Genomic DNA, 17,585 nt, shown 5'->3' on the forward strand with positions numbered 1-17,585 from the left:
TTGCACAACCCGATTTTGTCGGGCTACGATGACCTCGAATTGGTCATGTTGCATGGCAGGGCTTACGGATGGCGTTCAGCAAGGTATTGGTGGGATGGATGGCGGCCTGTGCGCTGTCGGCCGCTCAGGCCGGTACGCTGCCGAGCGCCAATACGGGTGCGGGCACCAGCGGCTCGCTCGCCCATGCCGAGCACTTCGACTACGCCGACGCGAACCTGCCGCAGGTTGCCGCCGACCTCAACGAGCAGATCCTCCGCATTCCGGCCGACGCGTCGGGCGCCGTCACGCTCGAGGCCACGCTGTTCAAGCCGAACGGCCCCGGCCCGTTCCCGCTCGTCGTCTTCAACCACGGTAAAAACACCGGCGATCTCCATCTGCAGCCGCGCAGCCGGCCGCTCGCGTTCGCGCGCGAATTCGTGCGCCGCGGCTATGCGGTGATCGCGCCGAATCGCCAGGGCTTCGCCGGTTCGGGCGGCACGTACCAGCAGGAAGGCTGCAACGTCGGCAAGAACGGCCTCGCGCAGGCCGCCGACGTCGACGCGACGGTGCGCTACATGTCGCGCCAGCCGTACGTCGATGCGTCGCGCATCGTCGTCGCCGGCACGTCGCACGGCGGCCTCGTGTCGGTCGCCTACGGCACCGAAGCCGCGGCGGGCGTGCGCGGCATCATCAACTTCTCCGGCGGGCTGCGCCAGGACCTGTGCGACGGCTGGCAGCGCAACCTCGTCGACGCGTTCGACCAGTACGGCGCGCATACGGCCGTGCGGTCGCTGTGGCTGTACGGCGACAACGATTCGGTGTGGACGCCCGCGCTCGTCGCGCAGATGCACGATGCGTACGTGTCGCATGGCACGCAAGCGCAGTTCATCGATTTCGGCCGCTACAAGGACGACGCGCACCGGCTGATCGTCGATCGCGACGGCGTGCCCGTGTGGTGGCCGGCCGTGCACGCATTCCTCGCCGAACTGAACCTGCCGACCGCGGTGCGCTATGCGGTCGCGAACCCGCACGAGCCGAAGGCCACCGGCTATGCGTCGATCGATGCGGTCAACGCGGTGCCGTACGTCGACGAAGCCGGCCGCGAAGGCTATCGCCGCTTCCTGAACCAGCATCCGAGCCGCGCGTTCGCGGTGTCGTCGGAAGGCGCGTGGTCGTGGGCCGAAGGCGGCGACGATCCGATGGCGCTCGCGCTCGACAACTGCGCGAAGCAAGGCGCGGGCGCATGCCGGTTGTATGCGGTCAACGACCGTGTCGTGTGGAACGACAACGCGACGCAGACGGCCGACAACGGCGACGCCCCCGCCCGCGACACCGATACGCGCGCACTGGCTTCGCGCTGACGTCCGACGCGCGGCGGATCGTACGCCGCGCGCGTTTTTCGTCTTTTCCCCGCTTCCTTTTCTTTTCTCCTGAGCGCGTGTCCGTCGCGCGGCGCCGCCTGCCGTTCCGGCTGCCCGATTGCGTTCCGGTGCGCCCCCACCGCTGTGCCGCCGCCTGTCGGTCGCGACATCGCCCCGCACGCCCGTATTGCGCTTCGATCCCCGATTTTTCGCCCGCGCACCGCGCGCCGCCCCGCGATTTTTTTCTGTCGGGGGGTGTCACTCGAACGTCGTCATCTGCGCGCATTTCGCCCGATCCGTCGCGTTCCGTTCCGAGCCCCCGCGAACTGCGCCGAACTCCCGCCCGACAAGGCTTTGCGGCACTTGTAACCGCTAGTGCAACGTCCGGCGGAACACGCTAATCTCAGCGCGTTTCGTATCCCGCCGCGCGGCATCCCGTCGATGCCGCGCGGTCGTTTTACCCCCGGAGTCGCCTTGAGTACGCCAGCCACCGACGACTGGGTCGCGCGCAGCCTGCGCGCGGTCTGGCACCCCTGCACCCAGATGAAGCATCACGAGCGCCTGCCGCTCGTCCCCGTCGCGCGCGGCGCGGGCGTGTGGCTGTACGACCGTGACGGCCGCCGCTACTTCGACGCGATCAGCTCGTGGTGGGTCAACCTGTTCGGCCATGCGAACCCGGACATCAACGCGGCGCTGAAGGACCAGCTCGACACGCTCGAGCATGCGATGCTCGCCGGCTGCACGCACGCGCCCGCGATCGAGCTCGCCGAACGGCTGCACGCGCTCACCGGGCGCACGCTCGGCCATGCGTTCTTCGCGTCGGACGGCGCGTCGGCCGTCGAGATCGCGCTGAAGATGAGCTTCCACGCGTGGCGCAACCGCGGCCGCGCGAACAAGCAGGAATTCGTCTGCGTCGCGAACAGCTATCACGGCGAGACGATCGGCGCGCTCGGCGTGACCGACGTTGCGCTGTTCAAGGATGCGTACGACCCGCTGATCCGCCACGCGCACGTGGTCGCGTCGCCCGATGCGCGCGGCGCGCTGCCGGGCGAGACGGCCGCCGACGTCGCCGGCCGCGCGCTCGCGGACGTGCGGCGTCTGTTCGTCGAACGCGGCGACCGGATCGCCGCGCTGATCGTCGAGCCGCTCGTGCAGTGCGCGGCCGGCATGGCGATGCACGATCCGTCGTACGTGCGCGGGCTGCGCGCGCTGTGCGACGAATTCGGCGTGCACCTGATCGCCGACGAGATCGCGGTCGGGTGCGGACGCACCGGCACCTTCTTCGCGTGCGAGCAGGCCGGTGTCTGGCCCGATTTCATGTGCCTGTCGAAAGGGATCAGCGGCGGCTACCTGCCGCTGTCGCTGGTGCTCACGCGCGACGACGTGTTCGCGGCGTTCTACGACGACGACACGACGCGCGGCTTCCTGCACTCGCATTCGTACACCGGCAACCCGCTCGCGTGCCGCGCGGCGGTCGCGACGCTCGACCTGTTCGCGCGCGACGACGTGCTCGCGCGCAACGCCGGCAAATCGGCGACGCTGCGCGCGGCGCTCGCGCCGCTCGACGCTCATCCTCAGGTGCGCCATCTGCGCGAGCGCGGCACGCTGTTCGCGTTCGACGTCGCGCTCGACGGCGACGCGGCGCGCGGTTTCTCGCGGCGCTTCTTCGAACATGCGCTGGCGCGCGAACTGCTGCTGCGCCCGATCGGCACGACCGTGTACCTGATGCCGCCGTACGTGATGAGCGACGACGACATCGCGTGGCTCGCGCAGCGCACGCGCGACACGCTCGACGCGACGCTGGAGGACCTCGGCCGATGAGCCTGCTCGACACCCTGCAACGCGGCCTCGCCGATCTCGACGCGCAAGGGCTGCGCCGCGTGCGCCGTATCGCCGACACCGCGTGCGACGCACGCATGACCGTAAACGGCCGCGAGATCGTCGGCTTCGCGAGCAACGACTACCTCGGCCTCGCCGCGCATCCGGCGCTCGTCGCCGCATTCGCGGAAGGCGCGCAGCGCTACGGCTCCGGCAGCGGCGGCTCGCACCTGCTCGGCGGCCATTCGCGCGCGCACGCGCGGCTCGAGGACGAGCTCGCGGGCTTCGCGGGCGGCTTCTCCGACGCGCCGCGCGCGCTGTACTTCAGCACCGGCTACATGGCGAACCTCGCCGCGATGACGGCGCTCGCGGGCAAGGGCGCGACGATCTTCTCCGACGCGCTGAACCACGCGTCGCTGATCGACGGGATGCGGCTGTCGCGCGCGAACGTGCAGGTCTATCCGCACGCCGATACGGCCGCGCTCGCCGCGCTGCTCGACGCATCGGAGGCCGAAACGAAGCTGATCGTCAGCGACACCGTGTTCAGCATGGACGGCGACGTCGCGCCGCTCGCCGAACTCGTCGCGCTGGCCGAGCGCCACGGCGCGTGGCTCGTCGTCGACGATGCGCACGGCTTCGGCGTGCTCGGCCCGCAGGGGCGCGGCGCGCTCGCGGCCGCCGCGCTGCGTTCGCCGCACCTGGTGTACGTCGGCACGCTCGGCAAGGCGGCCGGCGTCGCCGGCGCGTTCGTGATCGCACACGAAACCGTGATCGAATGGCTGATCCAGCGCGCGCGCAGCTACATCTTCACGACCGCCGCGCCGCCGGCCGTCGCGCATGCGGTCTCCGCGAGCCTGAAGGTGATCGCGGGCGACGAAGGCGACGCGCGCCGCGCGCACCTCGCCGCGCTGATCGAACGCACGCGTGCGCTGCTGCGCAACACGCGCTGGCAGCCGGTCGATTCGCACACGGCCGTGCAGCCGCTCGTGATCGGCAGCAACGATGCGACGCTCGCGGCGATGCGCGCGCTCGACGCGCACGGCCTGTGGGTGCCCGCGATCCGGCCGCCGACGGTGCCGGCCGGCACGTCGCGACTGCGCGTGTCGCTGTCGGCCGCGCATTCGTTCGACGATCTCGCCAGGCTCGAAGCCGCGTTGATCGAAGCTAGCGAGGCAGCAGCATGACCGCCCCGCTCTCGCTGTTCGTCACCGGCACCGATACCGAAATCGGCAAGACCTTCGTGTCGGCCGCGATGCTGCACGGCTTCGCGCGGCACGGGCTGCGCGCGGCCGCGCTGAAGCCGGTCGCGGCCGGCGCGTATCAACGCGACGGCGTCTGGCGCAACGAGGATGCCGATCAGCTCGACGCCGCCGCGAACGTCGTGCTGCCGCCCGAGCTGCGCACGCCGTTCCTGCTGAAAGCGCCGGCCGCGCCGCACATCGTCGCCGCGCAGGAAGGCGTGACGCTCGATCTCGACACGATCGTCGCGTGCCATCGCGAAGCGCTGACGCGCGCGGACGTCGTCGTCGTCGAAGGCGTCGGCGGCTTTCGCGTGCCGCTGAACGACACGCAGGACACCGCCGATCTCGCGGTCGCGCTCGGCCTGCCCGTCGTGCTCGTCGTCGGCATCCGGCTCGGCTGCATCAGCCACGCGCTGCTGACGGCCGATGCGATTCGCCAGCGCGGGCTCGCGCTCGCGGGCTGGGTCGCGAACCACGTCGACCCGGCCATGTCGTTCGCCGACGAGAACGTCGCGACGATTCGCGACTGGCTCGCGCGCGAGCACCGCGCGCCGCTCGTCGGCCGCATCGCGCACATGACGCCGGCCGCCCCCGAATCCGCCGCGGCGATGCTCGACATCGCCGCGCTCGTCGAGTCGCTGCGCGCCGCGCGGCCTTGACCCAACCGATCCCCCAATCCCGCCCAGGACAGGAAAACGAAATGACCCAAGCCCAGACCGTCGCCGTGCAATCCGACGCGATTCCCATGGCTGCACCGGCGCCGCAGCGCTGGCGCGTCGCCGACGTCGTCGCGCTGTTCGAACTGCCGTTCAACGACCTGATGTTCCGCGCGCAGCAGGTGCATCGCGAGCACTTCGACGCGAACGCGGTGCAGCTGTCGACGCTGCTGTCGATCAAGACGGGCGGCTGCGAGGAAGATTGCGGGTACTGCTCGCAGTCGTCGCATCACGACACGGGCCTGAAGGCCGAGAAGCTGATGGACGTCGACACGGTGCTCGACGCCGCGCGCGCGGCGAAGGCGAACGGCGCGAGCCGCTTCTGCATGGGCGCCGCGTGGCGCAACCCGAAGGAGCGCCACATGCCGGCGCTGACCGAGATGGTGCGCGGCGTGAAGGAGCTCGGCCTCGAGACCTGCATGACGCTCGGCATGCTCGAAGACGAACAGGCTCGGCAGCTCGCCGACGCGGGCCTCGACTACTACAACCACAACCTCGACACGTCGCCGGAGTTCTACGGCCAGGTGATCTCGACGCGCACCTACCAGGATCGCCTCGACACGCTCGACCGCGTGCGCGACGCGGGCATCAACGTGTGCTGCGGCGGCATCATCGGGATGGGCGAATCGCGTCGCGAACGCGCGGGCCTGATCTCGCAGCTCGCGAACCTGAACCCGTATCCGGAATCGGTGCCGATCAACAACCTCGTCGCGATCGAAGGCACGCCGCTCGAAGGCACCGCGCCGCTCGATCCGTTCGAATTCGTGCGCACCATCGCGGTCGCGCGCATCACGATGCCGAAGGCCGTCGTGCGCCTGTCGGCCGGGCGCGAGCAGCTCGACGACGCGATGCAGGCGATGTGCTTCCTCGCCGGTGCGAACTCGATGTTCTACGGCGACCAGCTGCTGACGACGAGCAACCCGCAGACGCAGCGCGACCGCGCGCTGTTCGAGCGCCTCGGCATCCGCGCGAGCCAGGCCGACGCGCTGTCGGACAACGCGTAAGCGGCAACGGCCGGCGCGCCGCGCCCGTCAACGAAAAAGCCGGGGCGCGCCCCGGCTTTTTCACGCCCGCGCGCACGGCTCAGGTCGCGCCGCCCAGTGCGCGCGGCTCCATGAACGTGTGCCGGAAATAGTCGCGCACCGCGTGCATCGCGGGACTCAGCTCGATGTTCTTGCGCCACGCGAGGCCGACGCTCATCGGCGGCACCGGGTCGCGCAGCACGATCGTCTCGATGCGCCGCCCTTCGAGCGACCACGGGCGATACACCATGTCGGACAGGATCGCGACACCGCTGCCGTTCGCGACCATGCTGCGCACCGCCTCGACCGACGAGGTGCGCAGGATTACGTTCGGCCGGTACGGCGTCTCGTTCCAGTAACGCAGCGCGGTCTGCCCGGCCTCGTCCACCGTCAGCATCACGAACGGCTCGTGCGCGACCTCCGCGAACGTGACGCTCTCGCGCCGCAGCAGCGGATGATGCGCGCCGACCCACAGCCTGCGCACCGAATGGATCACCGGCTCCAGCACGAGCTCCGGATTCGACACGTTCGACGTGAGCAGCACGGCCATGTCGTAGCGGCCCGCGATCAGCCCTTCCTCGATCGACTCGCGGTTCAGCTCGTGCAGGTGGATCGTCAGGCGCGGATAGAGCGTATTGAGCCGCAGCACGTGATGCGGCAGGAAGTAGCCGAGCACCGTGTAGCTCGCGGCGATCGCGAGCGTGCCGGTCAGCGTGCTTTCGAGATTCGGGATCCGCATCGCCTCGTCGACCGACGACAGGATCGTGTACGCGTGATTGAGAAAACGCCGCCCGGTATCGGTCAGCGTCACGCCCGCCGACGTGCGCACGAACAGCTGCGTGCCGAGACTGTCCTCCAGTTCCTTGATCGCACTCGTCACGGCCGACTGCGAGATGGTGAGCTGGATCGCGGCCTGCGAGATCTGTCCGAGCTCGGCGGTCGCGACGAAGTACTTGAGCTGTCTGAGCGTCAGGGCCATGCGCGGTGGAAAACTGATGGGGGCATGGCAACCATCATATCAACCGTCCGTTTCGCGGCAATCCGGGCCCGCCCGACCCGCGCGCATCCGCCTGCCGCGGCGCCGGGCAGCCGCTTCCCGCGATATCTGAAAAATCGATACGCTCGCATATAAAAATAGAACTATTTTGACGCACCCCGCACGGCTAACCTGCGTTCAACACGGTATCGACACGCGCTGCGGCGCACGCGAAACCGGAGAACCTGGAGGAACGAACCGTATGAGGAAGCACAGTGTCGACCTGAATTCGGACATGGGCGAAGGTTTCGGCCCGTGGACAATCGGCGACGGCGTCGACGAGCAGATCATGCCGCTCATCAGCTCGGCGAACATCGCCACCGGTTTTCATGCCGGCGACCCGAACATCATGGCGCGCACGGTGCAGCTCGCGCGCGACGCCGGCGTCGGGATCGGCGCGCATCCGGGCTTTCGCGATCTGGCGGGCTTCGGTCGCCGCACGATCACCGAAACGCCGCAGGCGCTCGTCCACGACATCCTGTATCAGCTCGGCGCGCTGCGCGAGTTCGCGCGGCTCAACGGCGTGAGCCTGCAGCACGTCAAGCCGCACGGCGCGCTCTACATGCACGCGGCGGCCAACGAGGCGTTCTCGCGGCTGCTGATCGAGACGCTGCAGCGCGTCGATCCCGGCCTGTGGCTGTACTGCATGGAAGCGTCGGTCACGTATCGCGTGGCGAGGGAGTACGAACAGCCGGTGATCCGCGAGTTCTACGCCGATCGCGACTACGACCGCAGCGGCTCCATCGTGTTCACGCGCCGCGTCGGGCGCCTCGACCCGCAGCAGGTGGCCGACAAGGTGCTGCGTGCGTGCATCGACGGCAAGGTGCGCACGATCGACGGCGACGACATCGACATCGATTTCGATTCGGTCTGCATCCACAGCGACACGCCCGGCGCGCTCGAACTCGTGCGCGAAACGCGCGACGCGCTGGTCCGCGAAGGCATCCGGACCGCCGGCCCGCAACCGCTCGCCGCTCATCACTGAACCCGATTCAAGGAGACGCAAGATGGCATTGCACGACATCGTCAGCCCGCTGCCGGGCACGTTCTACCGACGCCCGTCGCCCGAGGCGGACTACTACGTCGCGGTGAATGCGACGGTCGCGGCCGGCGCGGTGGTCGGCCTCGTCGAAGTGATGAAGCAGTTCACCGAGATCGAAGCCGATGCGGCGGGCCGCGTCGTCGAGCTGCTCGTCGACGATGGCGAGCCGGTCGACGCCGGCCAGGTGCTGATGCGGATCGAGGGGTGATGCGATGAAGCCGGCAAACGCCCCCGACACCTTCTATCGACCGTCGCGGATCAAGACCGTGCTGGTCGCGAACCGCGGCGAAATCGCGGTGCGCGTGATCCGCGCGGCACGCGAGCTCGGCATGCGCGCGGTCGCCGTGGTCAGCGACGCGGACCGCGACAGCCTCGCCGCGCGCATGGCCGACGAAGCGATCCACATCGGGTCGTCGCATGCGGCGAAGAGCTATCTGAATCCGGCCGCGATCCTCGACGCCGCGCGGCAATGCGGCGCGGACGCGATCCATCCGGGCTACGGCTTCCTGTCCGAGAACGCGGCGTTCGCCGCGCAGGTCGAGGCGGCCGGGCTGATCTTCGTCGGCCCGGCCGCGCAGGTGATCGCGACGATGGGCGACAAGGCCCGCGCCCGCGACACCGCGCGGCGTGCCAATGTGCCGACCGTGCCCGGCAGCGACGGTGTCGTGCAGTCGCTCGACGAGGCGCGGGAAGTCGCCGCGCGCATCGGCTACCCGATCATGATCAAGGCGGCCGCGGGCGGCGGCGGGCGCGGCATCCGCGTCGCGCACGACGCCGCGCAGCTCGACGCCGAACTGCCGCTCGCGCAGCGCGAGGCGCAGGCCGCGTTCGGCGACGGCGGCGTCTATCTCGAACGCTTCATCGCGCGAGCGCGGCACATCGAGGTGCAGGTGCTCGGCGACGGCCGCGACGTCGTCCACCTGTTCGAGCGCGAATGCTCGCTGCAGCGGCGCCGCCAGAAGATCCTCGAGGAAGCGCCGTCGCCGTCGCTCACGCCGGCGCAGCGCGACGCGCTGTGCGCGTCGGCCACGCGGCTCGCGCGCGAGGTCGGCTACCGCAGCGCGGGCACGCTCGAATACCTGTTCGACGATGCGCGCGGCGAGTTCTACTTCATCGAGATGAACACGCGCATCCAGGTCGAGCATCCGGTGACCGAGGCGATCACCGGCATCGATCTCGTGCGCGAAACGCTGCGCATCGCCGACGGCGAGCCGCTGCGGTTCGCGCAGGCCGACATCGCGATGCGCGGCGCCGCGCTCGAATGCCGGATCAACGCGGAAGATCCGCTGCAGGATTTCCGCCCGAATCCGGGCCGGATCGACGCACTGGTGTGGCCGACCGGCCCCGGCGTGCGCGTCGATTCGCTGCTCTACCCGGGCTACGTCGTGCCGCCGTTCTACGATTCGCTGCTCGCGAAGCTGATCGTGCACGACGAGAGCCGCGCGGCCGCATTGCGGCGTCTGTCTCGCGCGCTCGGCGAGCTGCAGGTCGGCGGCCTGAAGACCACCGCGCCGCTGCACGTCGCGCTGCTCGCGGACGACGACGTGCGCGCGGGCCGCTATCACACGAATTTTCTCGAAGCGTGGATGCCGTCATGGCGCGAGGCCGCGACGGCCGCCGCCCGGCAGCACGAAACCGCGGACGCCGCGCGCGTCGGGGAGGCCCTGTGACGACCCGTTATACGTTCGGCGGCGACGAATTCGTATTCGTCGAGATCAGCGAGGCGATGTCGCTCGACGCCTTCTTCAAGGGCACGGCGATCACGCGCGAACTGCAGCGGCGCGCGGTGCCGGGCATCACCGAGATCTGTCCGGCGAACGCGTCCTACCAGGTGCGCTACGACCCGGACGTGATCGAGCCCGACACGCTCGTCGCGCTGCTCAAGGCGATCGAGGCCGAGGTCGGCGACGCGCCGCTCGAACTCGATACGCGCATCGTCGAGGTGCCGGTGCTGTACAACGACCCGTGGACGCACGAGACGCTGATGCGGTTTCGCGAGCGTCACCAGGACCCGTCGTCGACCGACCTCGAATATGCGGCGCGGATCAACGGCAAGCGCGACGTCGACGACTTCATCGCCGCGCACTCGGGCTCGCCGTGGTTCGTGTCGATGGTCGGCTTCGTCGCGGGCCTGCCGTTCATGTACCAGATGGTCGAGCGCGCACGCCAGCTCGAAGTACCGAAATACCTGCGGCCGCGCACCGACACGCCGAAGCTGACGGTCGGCCACGGCGGCTGCTTCGGCTGCATCTACTCGGTGCGCGGCGCGGGCGGCTACCAGATGTTCGGCGTGACGCCGGCGCCGATCTTCGATCCCGCGCAGCGGCTCGACTACCTGCGCGATTTCATGGTGTTCTTCCGGCCCGGCGACATCGTGAAGTTCCAGCCGATCGGTCGCGACGCCTATGACGCCGCGGTGGCGGCCGTCGAAGCGGGTACCTTCTCGCTGCGCGTGCGCCCCGTGAAATTCTCGCTCGACGCGTTCCGGCGCGATCCCGATGCGGTCAACCGTTCTCTCGTCGAGGTGCTGCATGCCCGCTGACGCGCACAACCTGATCGAGGTCGTGAAACCCGGCCTCGCGACGTCGGTCCAGGATACGGGCCGGCAAGGCTACTACCACGTCGGCATCCCGCCGTCGGGCTCGCTCGACCAGTACGCGTCGCGCGCGGCGAACCTGCTGGTCGGCAATCCGGAACAGGCGGCCGTGCTCGAATGCACGCTGCTCGGCCCGGAGCTGCTGTTCCATGCGGACGCGCTGGTCGCCGTCACGGGCGCCGAGATGACCCCGAAGATCGATGGCGTCGGGCAGCGCTGCAACGTCGCGCTGTGGATTCGCGCGGGCAGCGTGCTGTCGTTCGCCTACGTGAAGGGCGGCGCCCGCGCGTACCTGGCCGTCGCGGGTGGCATCGACGTGCCGGTCGTGCTCGGCAGCCGCTCGACCTACACGCTCGGCGCGATCGGCGGCCACGCGGGCCGGCGCCTGCAGAAAGGCGACCGTTTGCCGATCGGCGCGGCGCGCGGCACGCTTCGCGAAGGGCGCGAGCTGCCGGCATCGGTCAGCCGGCCGCTGGACAGCCAGGTCGAACTGCGCGTGCTGCCGGGGCTGTACCACTACCGGCTCACCGACGCGTCGGCGCACACGTTCTTCGATGACGAATGGACGGTCGCGCCCGAGGCGGACCGCATCGGCTACCGCTACAAGAACGGCCGGCCGCTGCAGTTCCGGCCGCGCGAGCAGCCGTTCGGCGCCGGGGCCGATCCGTCGAACATCGTCGACGCGTGCTATCCGATCGGCTCGATCCAGGTGCCGGCCGGGGTCGAGCCGATCATCCTGCATCGCGATGCGGTGTCGGGCGGCGGCTACGCGACGATCGGCACGGTCATCAGCGCCGACATGGACCTGATCGGCCAGATGCAGCCGAACCATCGCGCGCGCTTCGTGCGCGTGACGATGGCCGACGCGCTCGCCGCGCGCCGCGAGTATCAGCGGCGCCTCGCGCTGCTGCGCGCCGTACTGAAGGACTGAGCGCCACGCGCCCGGCCGTCGCGCCGGGCGCCGTGCGCCGCCATCCGTTTTCATCCTTCGCTTCCGTTTCCCGTCCGTGCGGCCGCGCGCGGCGCGGCGGGGACGCCTGCGCGCCGTTTTCGCCGGACCGGTTGCCCGCCCCGACGTCGGGGCAACCCCGCGGCTCGCATGGGCCGCGGCCCAGACGTCGTCCGCTGTTTCGCTCATCGAGGAGCACGCTCATGGCCAACCTGGCTCAGGCCCGCACCGACGAGGATCTCGACCTGTCGACGCTCGCCATTCCCGATCACGCACGCATGCCGCCCTTTGCGCTGACGATGGCGTGGTGGGCCGTCTGCAGCGCGGTGTTCTACATCGTCGTCGGCGCGACGCTCGCGCTCACCTACGGCGCGCGCAACGCGCTGATCGGGATGGCGCTGTCGGTCGTTTCGTACGGCATCGTCAATTCGATCATCAGCCGCTACGCGATCCGTACCGGCCTGTCGGTCGCGCTGTTCTCGCGCGTGCTGTTCGGCAGCGCGGGCGCGGCGCTCGCGACGCTGATCTTCTTCGCGACGGCGATCTACTACGCGGTGTTCGAGGGCTCGGTGATCGCGGTCGCCGCGCATCACCAGTTTCCGGCGCTCGACTACAAGTGGGCCGCGCTGATCGTCGTCTGCTACAGCGTGCCGCTCGTGTTCGGCAGCGTGCAGCACTGGCTCGACAAGTTCAACGGCGTGCTGCTGCCGTTCTACCTGTTCGGGTTGCTCGCGGCGGTCGGGCTCGCGACGGCCGAGTACGGCTATCACGCCGCGTGGCTCGATTTCGGGCCGGCGGGCGGCGCCCCGGCCGGCGGCTGGTGGCAGTGCTTCGTCTACTACATGGGCGTATGGGTGCTGATGATGTTCACGTTCGACTACGCGCGCTTCGGCCGCAAGGCCGACGCCCGCTATCACGGCCGCTTCAACTTCGGGATGCCGTTCTACCTCGTCACGTTCCTCGTCAACGGCGCGGCCGGCATCTATCTCGTCAGCACGATTCCCGGGCTCGGCACGCTGTCGGAAGTGTCGGTCGTGCTCGCGCTGCTGAAGCTGATGGGCGTGTGGGGGCTGCTGTTCGTGTGGGTCACGCAGTCGCGCATCAATACCGCGAACTACTACCTCGCGACCGTCAACATGCAGGCGTTCTTCCAGAAGGTCGCGGGGCTGCGCGCGCCGAAATTCGTGTGGGCGGTCGTGGTCGGCGCGGTCGTCTATGCGCTGATGATGGCCGACATCTTCTCGCGGATCCTGCAAGCGCTCGCGTACCAGGGCATCTTCGTCGTCGCGTGGGTCGGCGTCGCGCTCGCGCACATCCTGTCGGCGCGCTACGGGCAGCTCGTCGGCGACGACGTCGAATGCCGCGACGCGCACGTGCCGGTGTTCAATCCGGGCGGCCTGACCGCGTGGTTCGCGGGCGCGTTCGCGGGGCTCGCGCTGAACCAGGCGACCGGGTTCGCCGCGTCGCTGTCGGCGCCGGCCACCTTCGTCGTGTCGTGGCTCGTCTATCGCGCGCTGCTCGGCACCGCGAAGCGGACCTGGTTCGTGCGCAACACGTGACGCGCCGCGGCTCGGGCGCCGGCCCTAGCCGATCGTCTGCACCGGATGGCCCTGCGCGTCGCGGATCACCGTCGGCTCGACCCGCCAGCGCACGCCGTCGAGCCCGTCGATCGCATACTCGCCGGCGCGCGGCTTCAGCGTGCGCGCCAGCGCCTGCACCGTCGCGTCGGTGAGCCGCAGCGTCAGCGTGCCGTCTTCGTCGCTCACGCCGTTCGCGTCGCCGCGCACGAACCGCACCGCGCCGTCGTGACCGACGAGGCGAAACGGCCGGTCGAACGGCAGCCGCAGCGGCAGTAGCGTGACGAGTTCGTCGACCTGCCGCGCGCCGACGGTGATCTCGATCACCGGCGCGCGCAGCAGCCGCTTGCGGGTGCCCCAGCCGAGCACGTCGGTGAACAGGTAACCGCTCGCCGAGCCGTCGCGCTGCGTGCCCGCGTCGACCTGCTCGCGCACGTCCGCGCGTTCGAGCAGCGACGCGCGGCCGAGATCGGTCACCCACAGCGGCATGTGCGGCAGCAGCGTGTCGAGCAGCGCACGCGTGCGCCAGCGCTTCGCGGCGCGTTCCTCGTCGAGCGTCAGCCCGACGACCTGCAGGAACGCGAGACGGCCGTGCGGCGTGTCGATCGCCGGCAGCTCCGGATCGAACGCGAAGCCCATCGAGCAGAGCGCCGTATCGGTATCGAGCGCGATCGGGCCGTTGGCCGTCATCCAGTGGCCATCGTCGAACGCGTTGCCGCTCTGGAACACGTAGCGCGCGAGATTCTGCAGGAAGCTGAACACCCAGCGCGGCGGCTCGTCGTCGCCAGCCACGCACGCGACGCGCATCGTCAGCTCGAAGCCGAAGCCGCTGACGGCCGGATCGTCCGACTCCTTCGCATACAGCTCGCTCAGCCCGTACGTGACGAAATGCCAGTGCGGCACGGGCGCCGCGCGCCGCCACACGCTGATCCCGTCGAGCGGATCGGGGCCGCCGAGCCGCCACTTGACCAGCGTGCCGTAGTGCTTCGGCTCCTGGCCCGGATAAAGGCGCGCGAGCGCGGCGTCGATCGCGTCCCAGCCGGGCGCGGCATCGTCGTCCGCGCCGTCGTGCGTGTCGTGCGTGGCGTCCGTCATGTGGCCCGCTCTCCCCGATGATGTCGTGTCGTGTTTGTGTCGTGCGGTGTCGGGACGTGCGTCACACGTGCGACGCCGCGCCGTCGAGCGCCGCGCGCACGCGCTCGACGCGTTGCCCGTCGACGGGCGCCAGCACCTCGCCGCGCGGCCGCACGCCCGAGCCGAAATGCACCGCACGCACGCCGGTGGCGCGGACGAAATCGCCGACCGCGTCGATCGTGAGCCCCGAGCCGGCCAGCACCGTGCAAGTCGTGCCCGCCGCCTGCCGCACGAGCCGCGTGATCGTCGCAACCGCGTCGAGCACCGACGGATGACCGCCCGACGTCAGCACGGACGTGACGGCCGGCACGCGCAGCAGCGCGTCGAACGCGGCGTTCAGATCGCGCGCGACGTCGAACGCGCGGTGAAACGTGAGCGCGCGCCCGTCCGCGGCGGCCGCGATCCGGGCCAGCGCGCCGAGATCGACGTCGCCGCGCGAGTCGAGCGCGCCGAACACGACGCCGTTCGCGCCGGCCGCGACGGCCGCGCGCACGTCGCGCTCGATCACGCGCAGGTCGTCGGCGTCATAGACGAACGAGCGGCTGTGCGGACGCACGATCACGTTGACGGGAATCGGCACGGCGGCCACGACGGCCTCGATCAGGCCGACGCTCGGCGTCAGCCCGCCTTCGGTGATCGCGGTCACGAGTTCGAGGCGGTCGGCGCCCGCGCGGGCGGCGGCCTGGGCATCGCCGACGGTCGTGGCGATCACTTCGAGGAGGACGGAAGAAGCGGCATGTCGGTTCATGGGCGGCCCGCGAATCGTCTGGATAATTCGCGCATCCTAGCCGAGCCGCGTGACGGACGCCAGCGTGCCGGCGGCCGCGTATTTCAGTCGCGCATTTCAGCCATGTCCTTCAGCCGCGCCGCACGAGCCAGACGCCGACGAGCGCGGACAACGCCGTCACCGCGGTGCCGGACACGAACCGGAACATGCGCGCGTCGAAGTACGCGCCCTGCTGCTGCATCATGTCGACGATCGCCGGTGTGAGCAGGAGCATTCCCCAGCCGATCATCCCGAGCGCGGTGGTCGCGGCCGCGGCCAGCAGCGTGATGCCCGCGCCGCGCGCACGCGGCCGGAATGCGCCGGCAAACGCGCCCGCAGCCAGCAGCACGGCCGACGCCGTGAACAACACGGCGACGAATACGACCGTCACACCCGCCTGCCCGACTTTCAGGAACGCGGCCATCTGCGCGGCCATCACGCCGAAGCCGGCGATCGTGAACAGCACGATCGCCAGCGCGTTGCGCACGACGTTCACGCGAGGGCGTGCCGGAAATACGCGGTCGCGGGACGCCGGAACAGCAGGTAGATGAACAGCGCGAACAGCAGGAAGCCGGGGATCAGCACCGCGAACATCGACTTCGGCATGTTGATGAACGAAAACGCGAAGCCGAACACCGACGTCGCGACGTAGGCCTTGCGCGACCACTCGCGCCCCTTGAGGATCGCGATGCCGATCACGACGTTCGCGGCTTCGATGATCACGCTGATGCCGAGCGTCGCCCAGACGGGCAGCAGGTAGTGCGACAGCAGCGCCTGGGTGGTCGGCATGCCGATCGAGAACGGCGTATACACGCAGGTGATCGCGTTGGTCACGATGATGACCCACGCGAGGATGGTCAGCGAAATCGGTCGTTTCATGGTTTTTTTCCTTTTTTATTCGCCGCCATGGTGGCCCCCGGGACGGCGCGCGCGGTCACGATGGCCGCGGTCGCGCCATTGTCGGGGAAGCCCGCGGTGAACGCAACGGCCGCCCCGCGCCCCGCTCGCTGCTCACCGCATGCGCGCCGTGCGTCGCTACGCGACTGGCGCGTCGTCGTCGACCCAGTCGATGTCGCCGCACAGCACGCGCTGCGCATCGCCGACGCGCACGGCCACCGACAGCGTCACGCACGGCTGCGCCTCGTTGATCGACAGGTACGGCCGCGTGACCTGCACGCGCCCCGGTTCGGCGATCGCCGAGCGGAAATACGGCCGGCGCAGCCAGTTCGCGCCCTGCGCGTCCGCCAGCGGCGAAAAGCGCGCCTCGGCCAGCGCGCGATCCGCGCGCAGCACGACGTTGCGGCCCGACTGCCGGCCCTGCGCATCGAGCAGGAAACAGCGCGCGGCCGCGTCGAGCGCGAGGAAGTTCCAGCACACCTCGTCGAGCGGCTCGCCGGCCTCGAGGCGCTCGGCCGCCCGTTCGAACGCGCGCAGGTACGGCGCGAGCCGCTGCGTGTCGCGCCGCTCGCGCGCTTCGGTCTGCTGACGAAAGCGCTCGGTCAGCTCGCCGATGCAGCCGGTCGCGGCCGCGCTGTCGGGCAGCCCCGGCGCCGGCCGGCCGAAGTAGTAGCCCTGCACGAAATCGGCCTCGCACGACAGCGCGATCTGCGCTTCGTGCTCGGTCTCGATCCCTTCGACGAGCACCAGCTTGCCGGCCTCGTGCAACAGCGTCACGAGCCCGTGCAGGATCGCGGTCAGTCCCGTGCGATGTGCCGCGTGCGACAGCATGATCCGGTCGAGCTTCACGATGTCCGGGTTCAGCTGCCAGATCCGCTCGAGGTTCGAATGGCCCGCGCCGAAATCGTCGAGCGCGATCAGGAAACCCTGCGTGCGGAACGCGCGCACGGCCTCCGCGAGCCGCTCGACGTCCTCCGCGCGCTGTTCGAGCACTTCGAGCACGATGCGCCGCGGCGGCATGCCGAGCCGCTTCAGGTTCGCGAGCAGCGCGGCCGCCTGGAACGGGTCGGTGAGCACGCCCGGATGGACGTTGAGAAACAGCCACTCGCGCTCGGCGCCGAGCAGCGCGAAGTTCTCCAGATGCAGCGCCTGCGCGAGCCGGTCGAGCTGCAGCAGTTCGCCCTGGCGCGCGGCTTCGCCGAACACGTCGAGCGGCGACACGGCGCGGTCGAGCGCATCGTGCGCGCGCAGCAGCGCCTCGTAGCCGACCGCACGCTGGTGCGACAGGCTGAATATCGGCTGGAACACGGTCGTGAGCGTCAGGTCGCGGTGCTGCGTCGCCAGCCGTTCGAAGCCGGAGCTCATCTCCCGCTCGAACCGGTACGGCGACGCGGCGGCCGGACGCTCCTGTTGCACGATCGTCATGCCCTTCTCCTGGTGATGCACTCGAA

17 protein-coding genes are annotated in these 17,585 nt (G+C 69.9%); 11 read left to right on the forward strand and 6 right to left on the reverse strand.

Annotation, left to right across the window (positions count from 1 at the left end):
* Nucleotides 1-68 precede the first annotated feature (68 nt).
* The 5 genes from KU887_RS15550 (at nucleotide 69) to bioB (ending at nucleotide 6,119) form a co-directional block, all read left to right on the forward strand.
* A complete protein-coding gene (locus KU887_RS15550; protein ID WP_006487605.1) occupies nucleotides 69-1,340 on the forward strand; it encodes a dienelactone hydrolase family protein in 1,272 nt (423 codons plus the stop codon).
* Nucleotides 1,341-1,814: 474 nt separating this feature from the next.
* A complete protein-coding gene (gene bioA / locus KU887_RS15555; protein WP_012492369.1) occupies nucleotides 1,815-3,161 on the forward strand; it encodes an adenosylmethionine--8-amino-7-oxononanoate transaminase in 1,347 nt (448 codons plus the stop codon).
* The gene (gene bioF / locus KU887_RS15560; RefSeq protein ID WP_034201305.1) at nucleotides 3,158-4,342 is read left to right on the forward strand and encodes an 8-amino-7-oxononanoate synthase; all 1,185 of its coding nucleotides are present in this window, start codon (nucleotides 3,158-3,160) and stop codon (nucleotides 4,340-4,342) included. Before bioA ends, bioF begins: the two co-directional genes overlap by 4 nt.
* Nucleotides 4,339-5,058: a dethiobiotin synthase gene (gene bioD / locus KU887_RS15565; RefSeq protein ID WP_006483466.1), complete on the forward strand. Its 720-nt coding sequence runs from the start codon at nucleotides 4,339-4,341 to the stop codon at nucleotides 5,056-5,058. The genes bioF and bioD overlap by 4 nt, the downstream gene beginning before the upstream one ends.
* A gap of 41 nt (nucleotides 5,059-5,099) precedes the next feature.
* A complete protein-coding gene (bioB, locus tag KU887_RS15570) occupies nucleotides 5,100-6,119 on the forward strand; it encodes a biotin synthase BioB (protein WP_006483467.1) in 1,020 nt (339 codons plus the stop codon).
* Between the two features lie 79 nt (nucleotides 6,120-6,198).
* Here bioB and KU887_RS15575 read toward each other — a convergent pair whose 3' ends face one another.
* A complete protein-coding gene (locus KU887_RS15575; RefSeq protein ID WP_006483476.1) occupies nucleotides 6,199-7,116 on the reverse strand; it encodes a LysR family transcriptional regulator in 918 nt (305 codons plus the stop codon).
* Between the two features lie 259 nt (nucleotides 7,117-7,375).
* Between KU887_RS15575 and KU887_RS15580 the strand changes: the two genes are divergently transcribed.
* From KU887_RS15580 to KU887_RS15605, 6 genes are all read left to right on the forward strand, one after another.
* The gene (locus KU887_RS15580) at nucleotides 7,376-8,158 is read left to right on the forward strand and encodes a 5-oxoprolinase subunit PxpA (protein ID WP_006483471.1); all 783 of its coding nucleotides are present in this window, start codon (nucleotides 7,376-7,378) and stop codon (nucleotides 8,156-8,158) included.
* Nucleotides 8,159-8,180: 22 nt separating this feature from the next.
* A complete protein-coding gene (locus tag KU887_RS15585) occupies nucleotides 8,181-8,423 on the forward strand; it encodes an acetyl-CoA carboxylase (protein WP_006483474.1) in 243 nt (80 codons plus the stop codon).
* Between the two features lie 4 nt (nucleotides 8,424-8,427).
* Nucleotides 8,428-9,885, forward strand: a complete 1,458-nt coding sequence (locus KU887_RS15590) for an acetyl-CoA carboxylase biotin carboxylase subunit (protein ID WP_048984865.1) — start codon at nucleotides 8,428-8,430, stop codon at nucleotides 9,883-9,885.
* Nucleotides 9,882-10,757 carry an allophanate hydrolase subunit 1 gene (locus tag KU887_RS15595; protein WP_060214906.1) on the forward strand — a complete coding sequence of 292 codons (876 nt, stop codon included), beginning with the start codon at nucleotides 9,882-9,884 and terminating at the stop codon, nucleotides 10,755-10,757. The genes KU887_RS15590 and KU887_RS15595 overlap by 4 nt, the downstream gene beginning before the upstream one ends.
* Nucleotides 10,747-11,742: a biotin-dependent carboxyltransferase family protein gene (locus KU887_RS15600; RefSeq protein ID WP_006483468.1), complete on the forward strand. Its 996-nt coding sequence runs from the start codon at nucleotides 10,747-10,749 to the stop codon at nucleotides 11,740-11,742. Before KU887_RS15595 ends, KU887_RS15600 begins: the two co-directional genes overlap by 11 nt.
* Nucleotides 11,743-11,963: 221 nt before the next feature.
* Nucleotides 11,964-13,319: a cytosine permease gene (locus tag KU887_RS15605; protein WP_006484074.1), complete on the forward strand. Its 1,356-nt coding sequence runs from the start codon at nucleotides 11,964-11,966 to the stop codon at nucleotides 13,317-13,319.
* A gap of 24 nt (nucleotides 13,320-13,343) precedes the next feature.
* On the opposite strand, the gene KU887_RS15610 is transcribed toward KU887_RS15605, so the two are convergent.
* The 5 genes from KU887_RS15610 to KU887_RS15630 all read right to left on the reverse strand — a co-directional run bounded on the left by KU887_RS15610 (nucleotide 13,344) and on the right by KU887_RS15630 (nucleotide 17,559).
* Complete coding sequence (locus KU887_RS15610) at nucleotides 13,344-14,432, reverse strand: suppressor of fused domain protein (RefSeq protein WP_006484078.1); 1,089 nt, start codon at nucleotides 14,430-14,432, stop codon at nucleotides 13,344-13,346.
* Nucleotides 14,433-14,493: 61 nt separating this feature from the next.
* On the reverse strand, nucleotides 14,494-15,219 hold the full coding sequence (locus tag KU887_RS15615; protein WP_006495447.1) for a copper homeostasis protein CutC: 726 nt from the start codon (nucleotides 15,217-15,219) through the stop codon (nucleotides 14,494-14,496).
* 109 nt (nucleotides 15,220-15,328) lie between these two features.
* Nucleotides 15,329-15,733: a hypothetical protein gene (locus KU887_RS15620; RefSeq protein ID WP_006484079.1), complete on the reverse strand. Its 405-nt coding sequence runs from the start codon at nucleotides 15,731-15,733 to the stop codon at nucleotides 15,329-15,331.
* On the reverse strand, nucleotides 15,730-16,116 hold the full coding sequence (locus tag KU887_RS15625) for a hypothetical protein (protein ID WP_006484062.1): 387 nt from the start codon (nucleotides 16,114-16,116) through the stop codon (nucleotides 15,730-15,732). The genes KU887_RS15620 and KU887_RS15625 overlap by 4 nt, the downstream gene beginning before the upstream one ends.
* A 156-nt stretch (nucleotides 16,117-16,272) precedes the next feature.
* Nucleotides 16,273-17,559 (reverse strand): EAL domain-containing protein, encoded by a 1,287-nt coding sequence (locus tag KU887_RS15630; protein ID WP_006484063.1) that lies wholly within the window; start codon nucleotides 17,557-17,559, stop codon nucleotides 16,273-16,275.
* Nucleotides 17,560-17,585 lie beyond the last annotated feature (26 nt).

The sequence above is a fragment of the Burkholderia sp. EMB26 genome, assembly GCF_024730645.1.
In the GTDB taxonomy this organism is placed as follows: Bacteria; Pseudomonadota; Gammaproteobacteria; order Burkholderiales; family Burkholderiaceae; genus Burkholderia; species Burkholderia cenocepacia.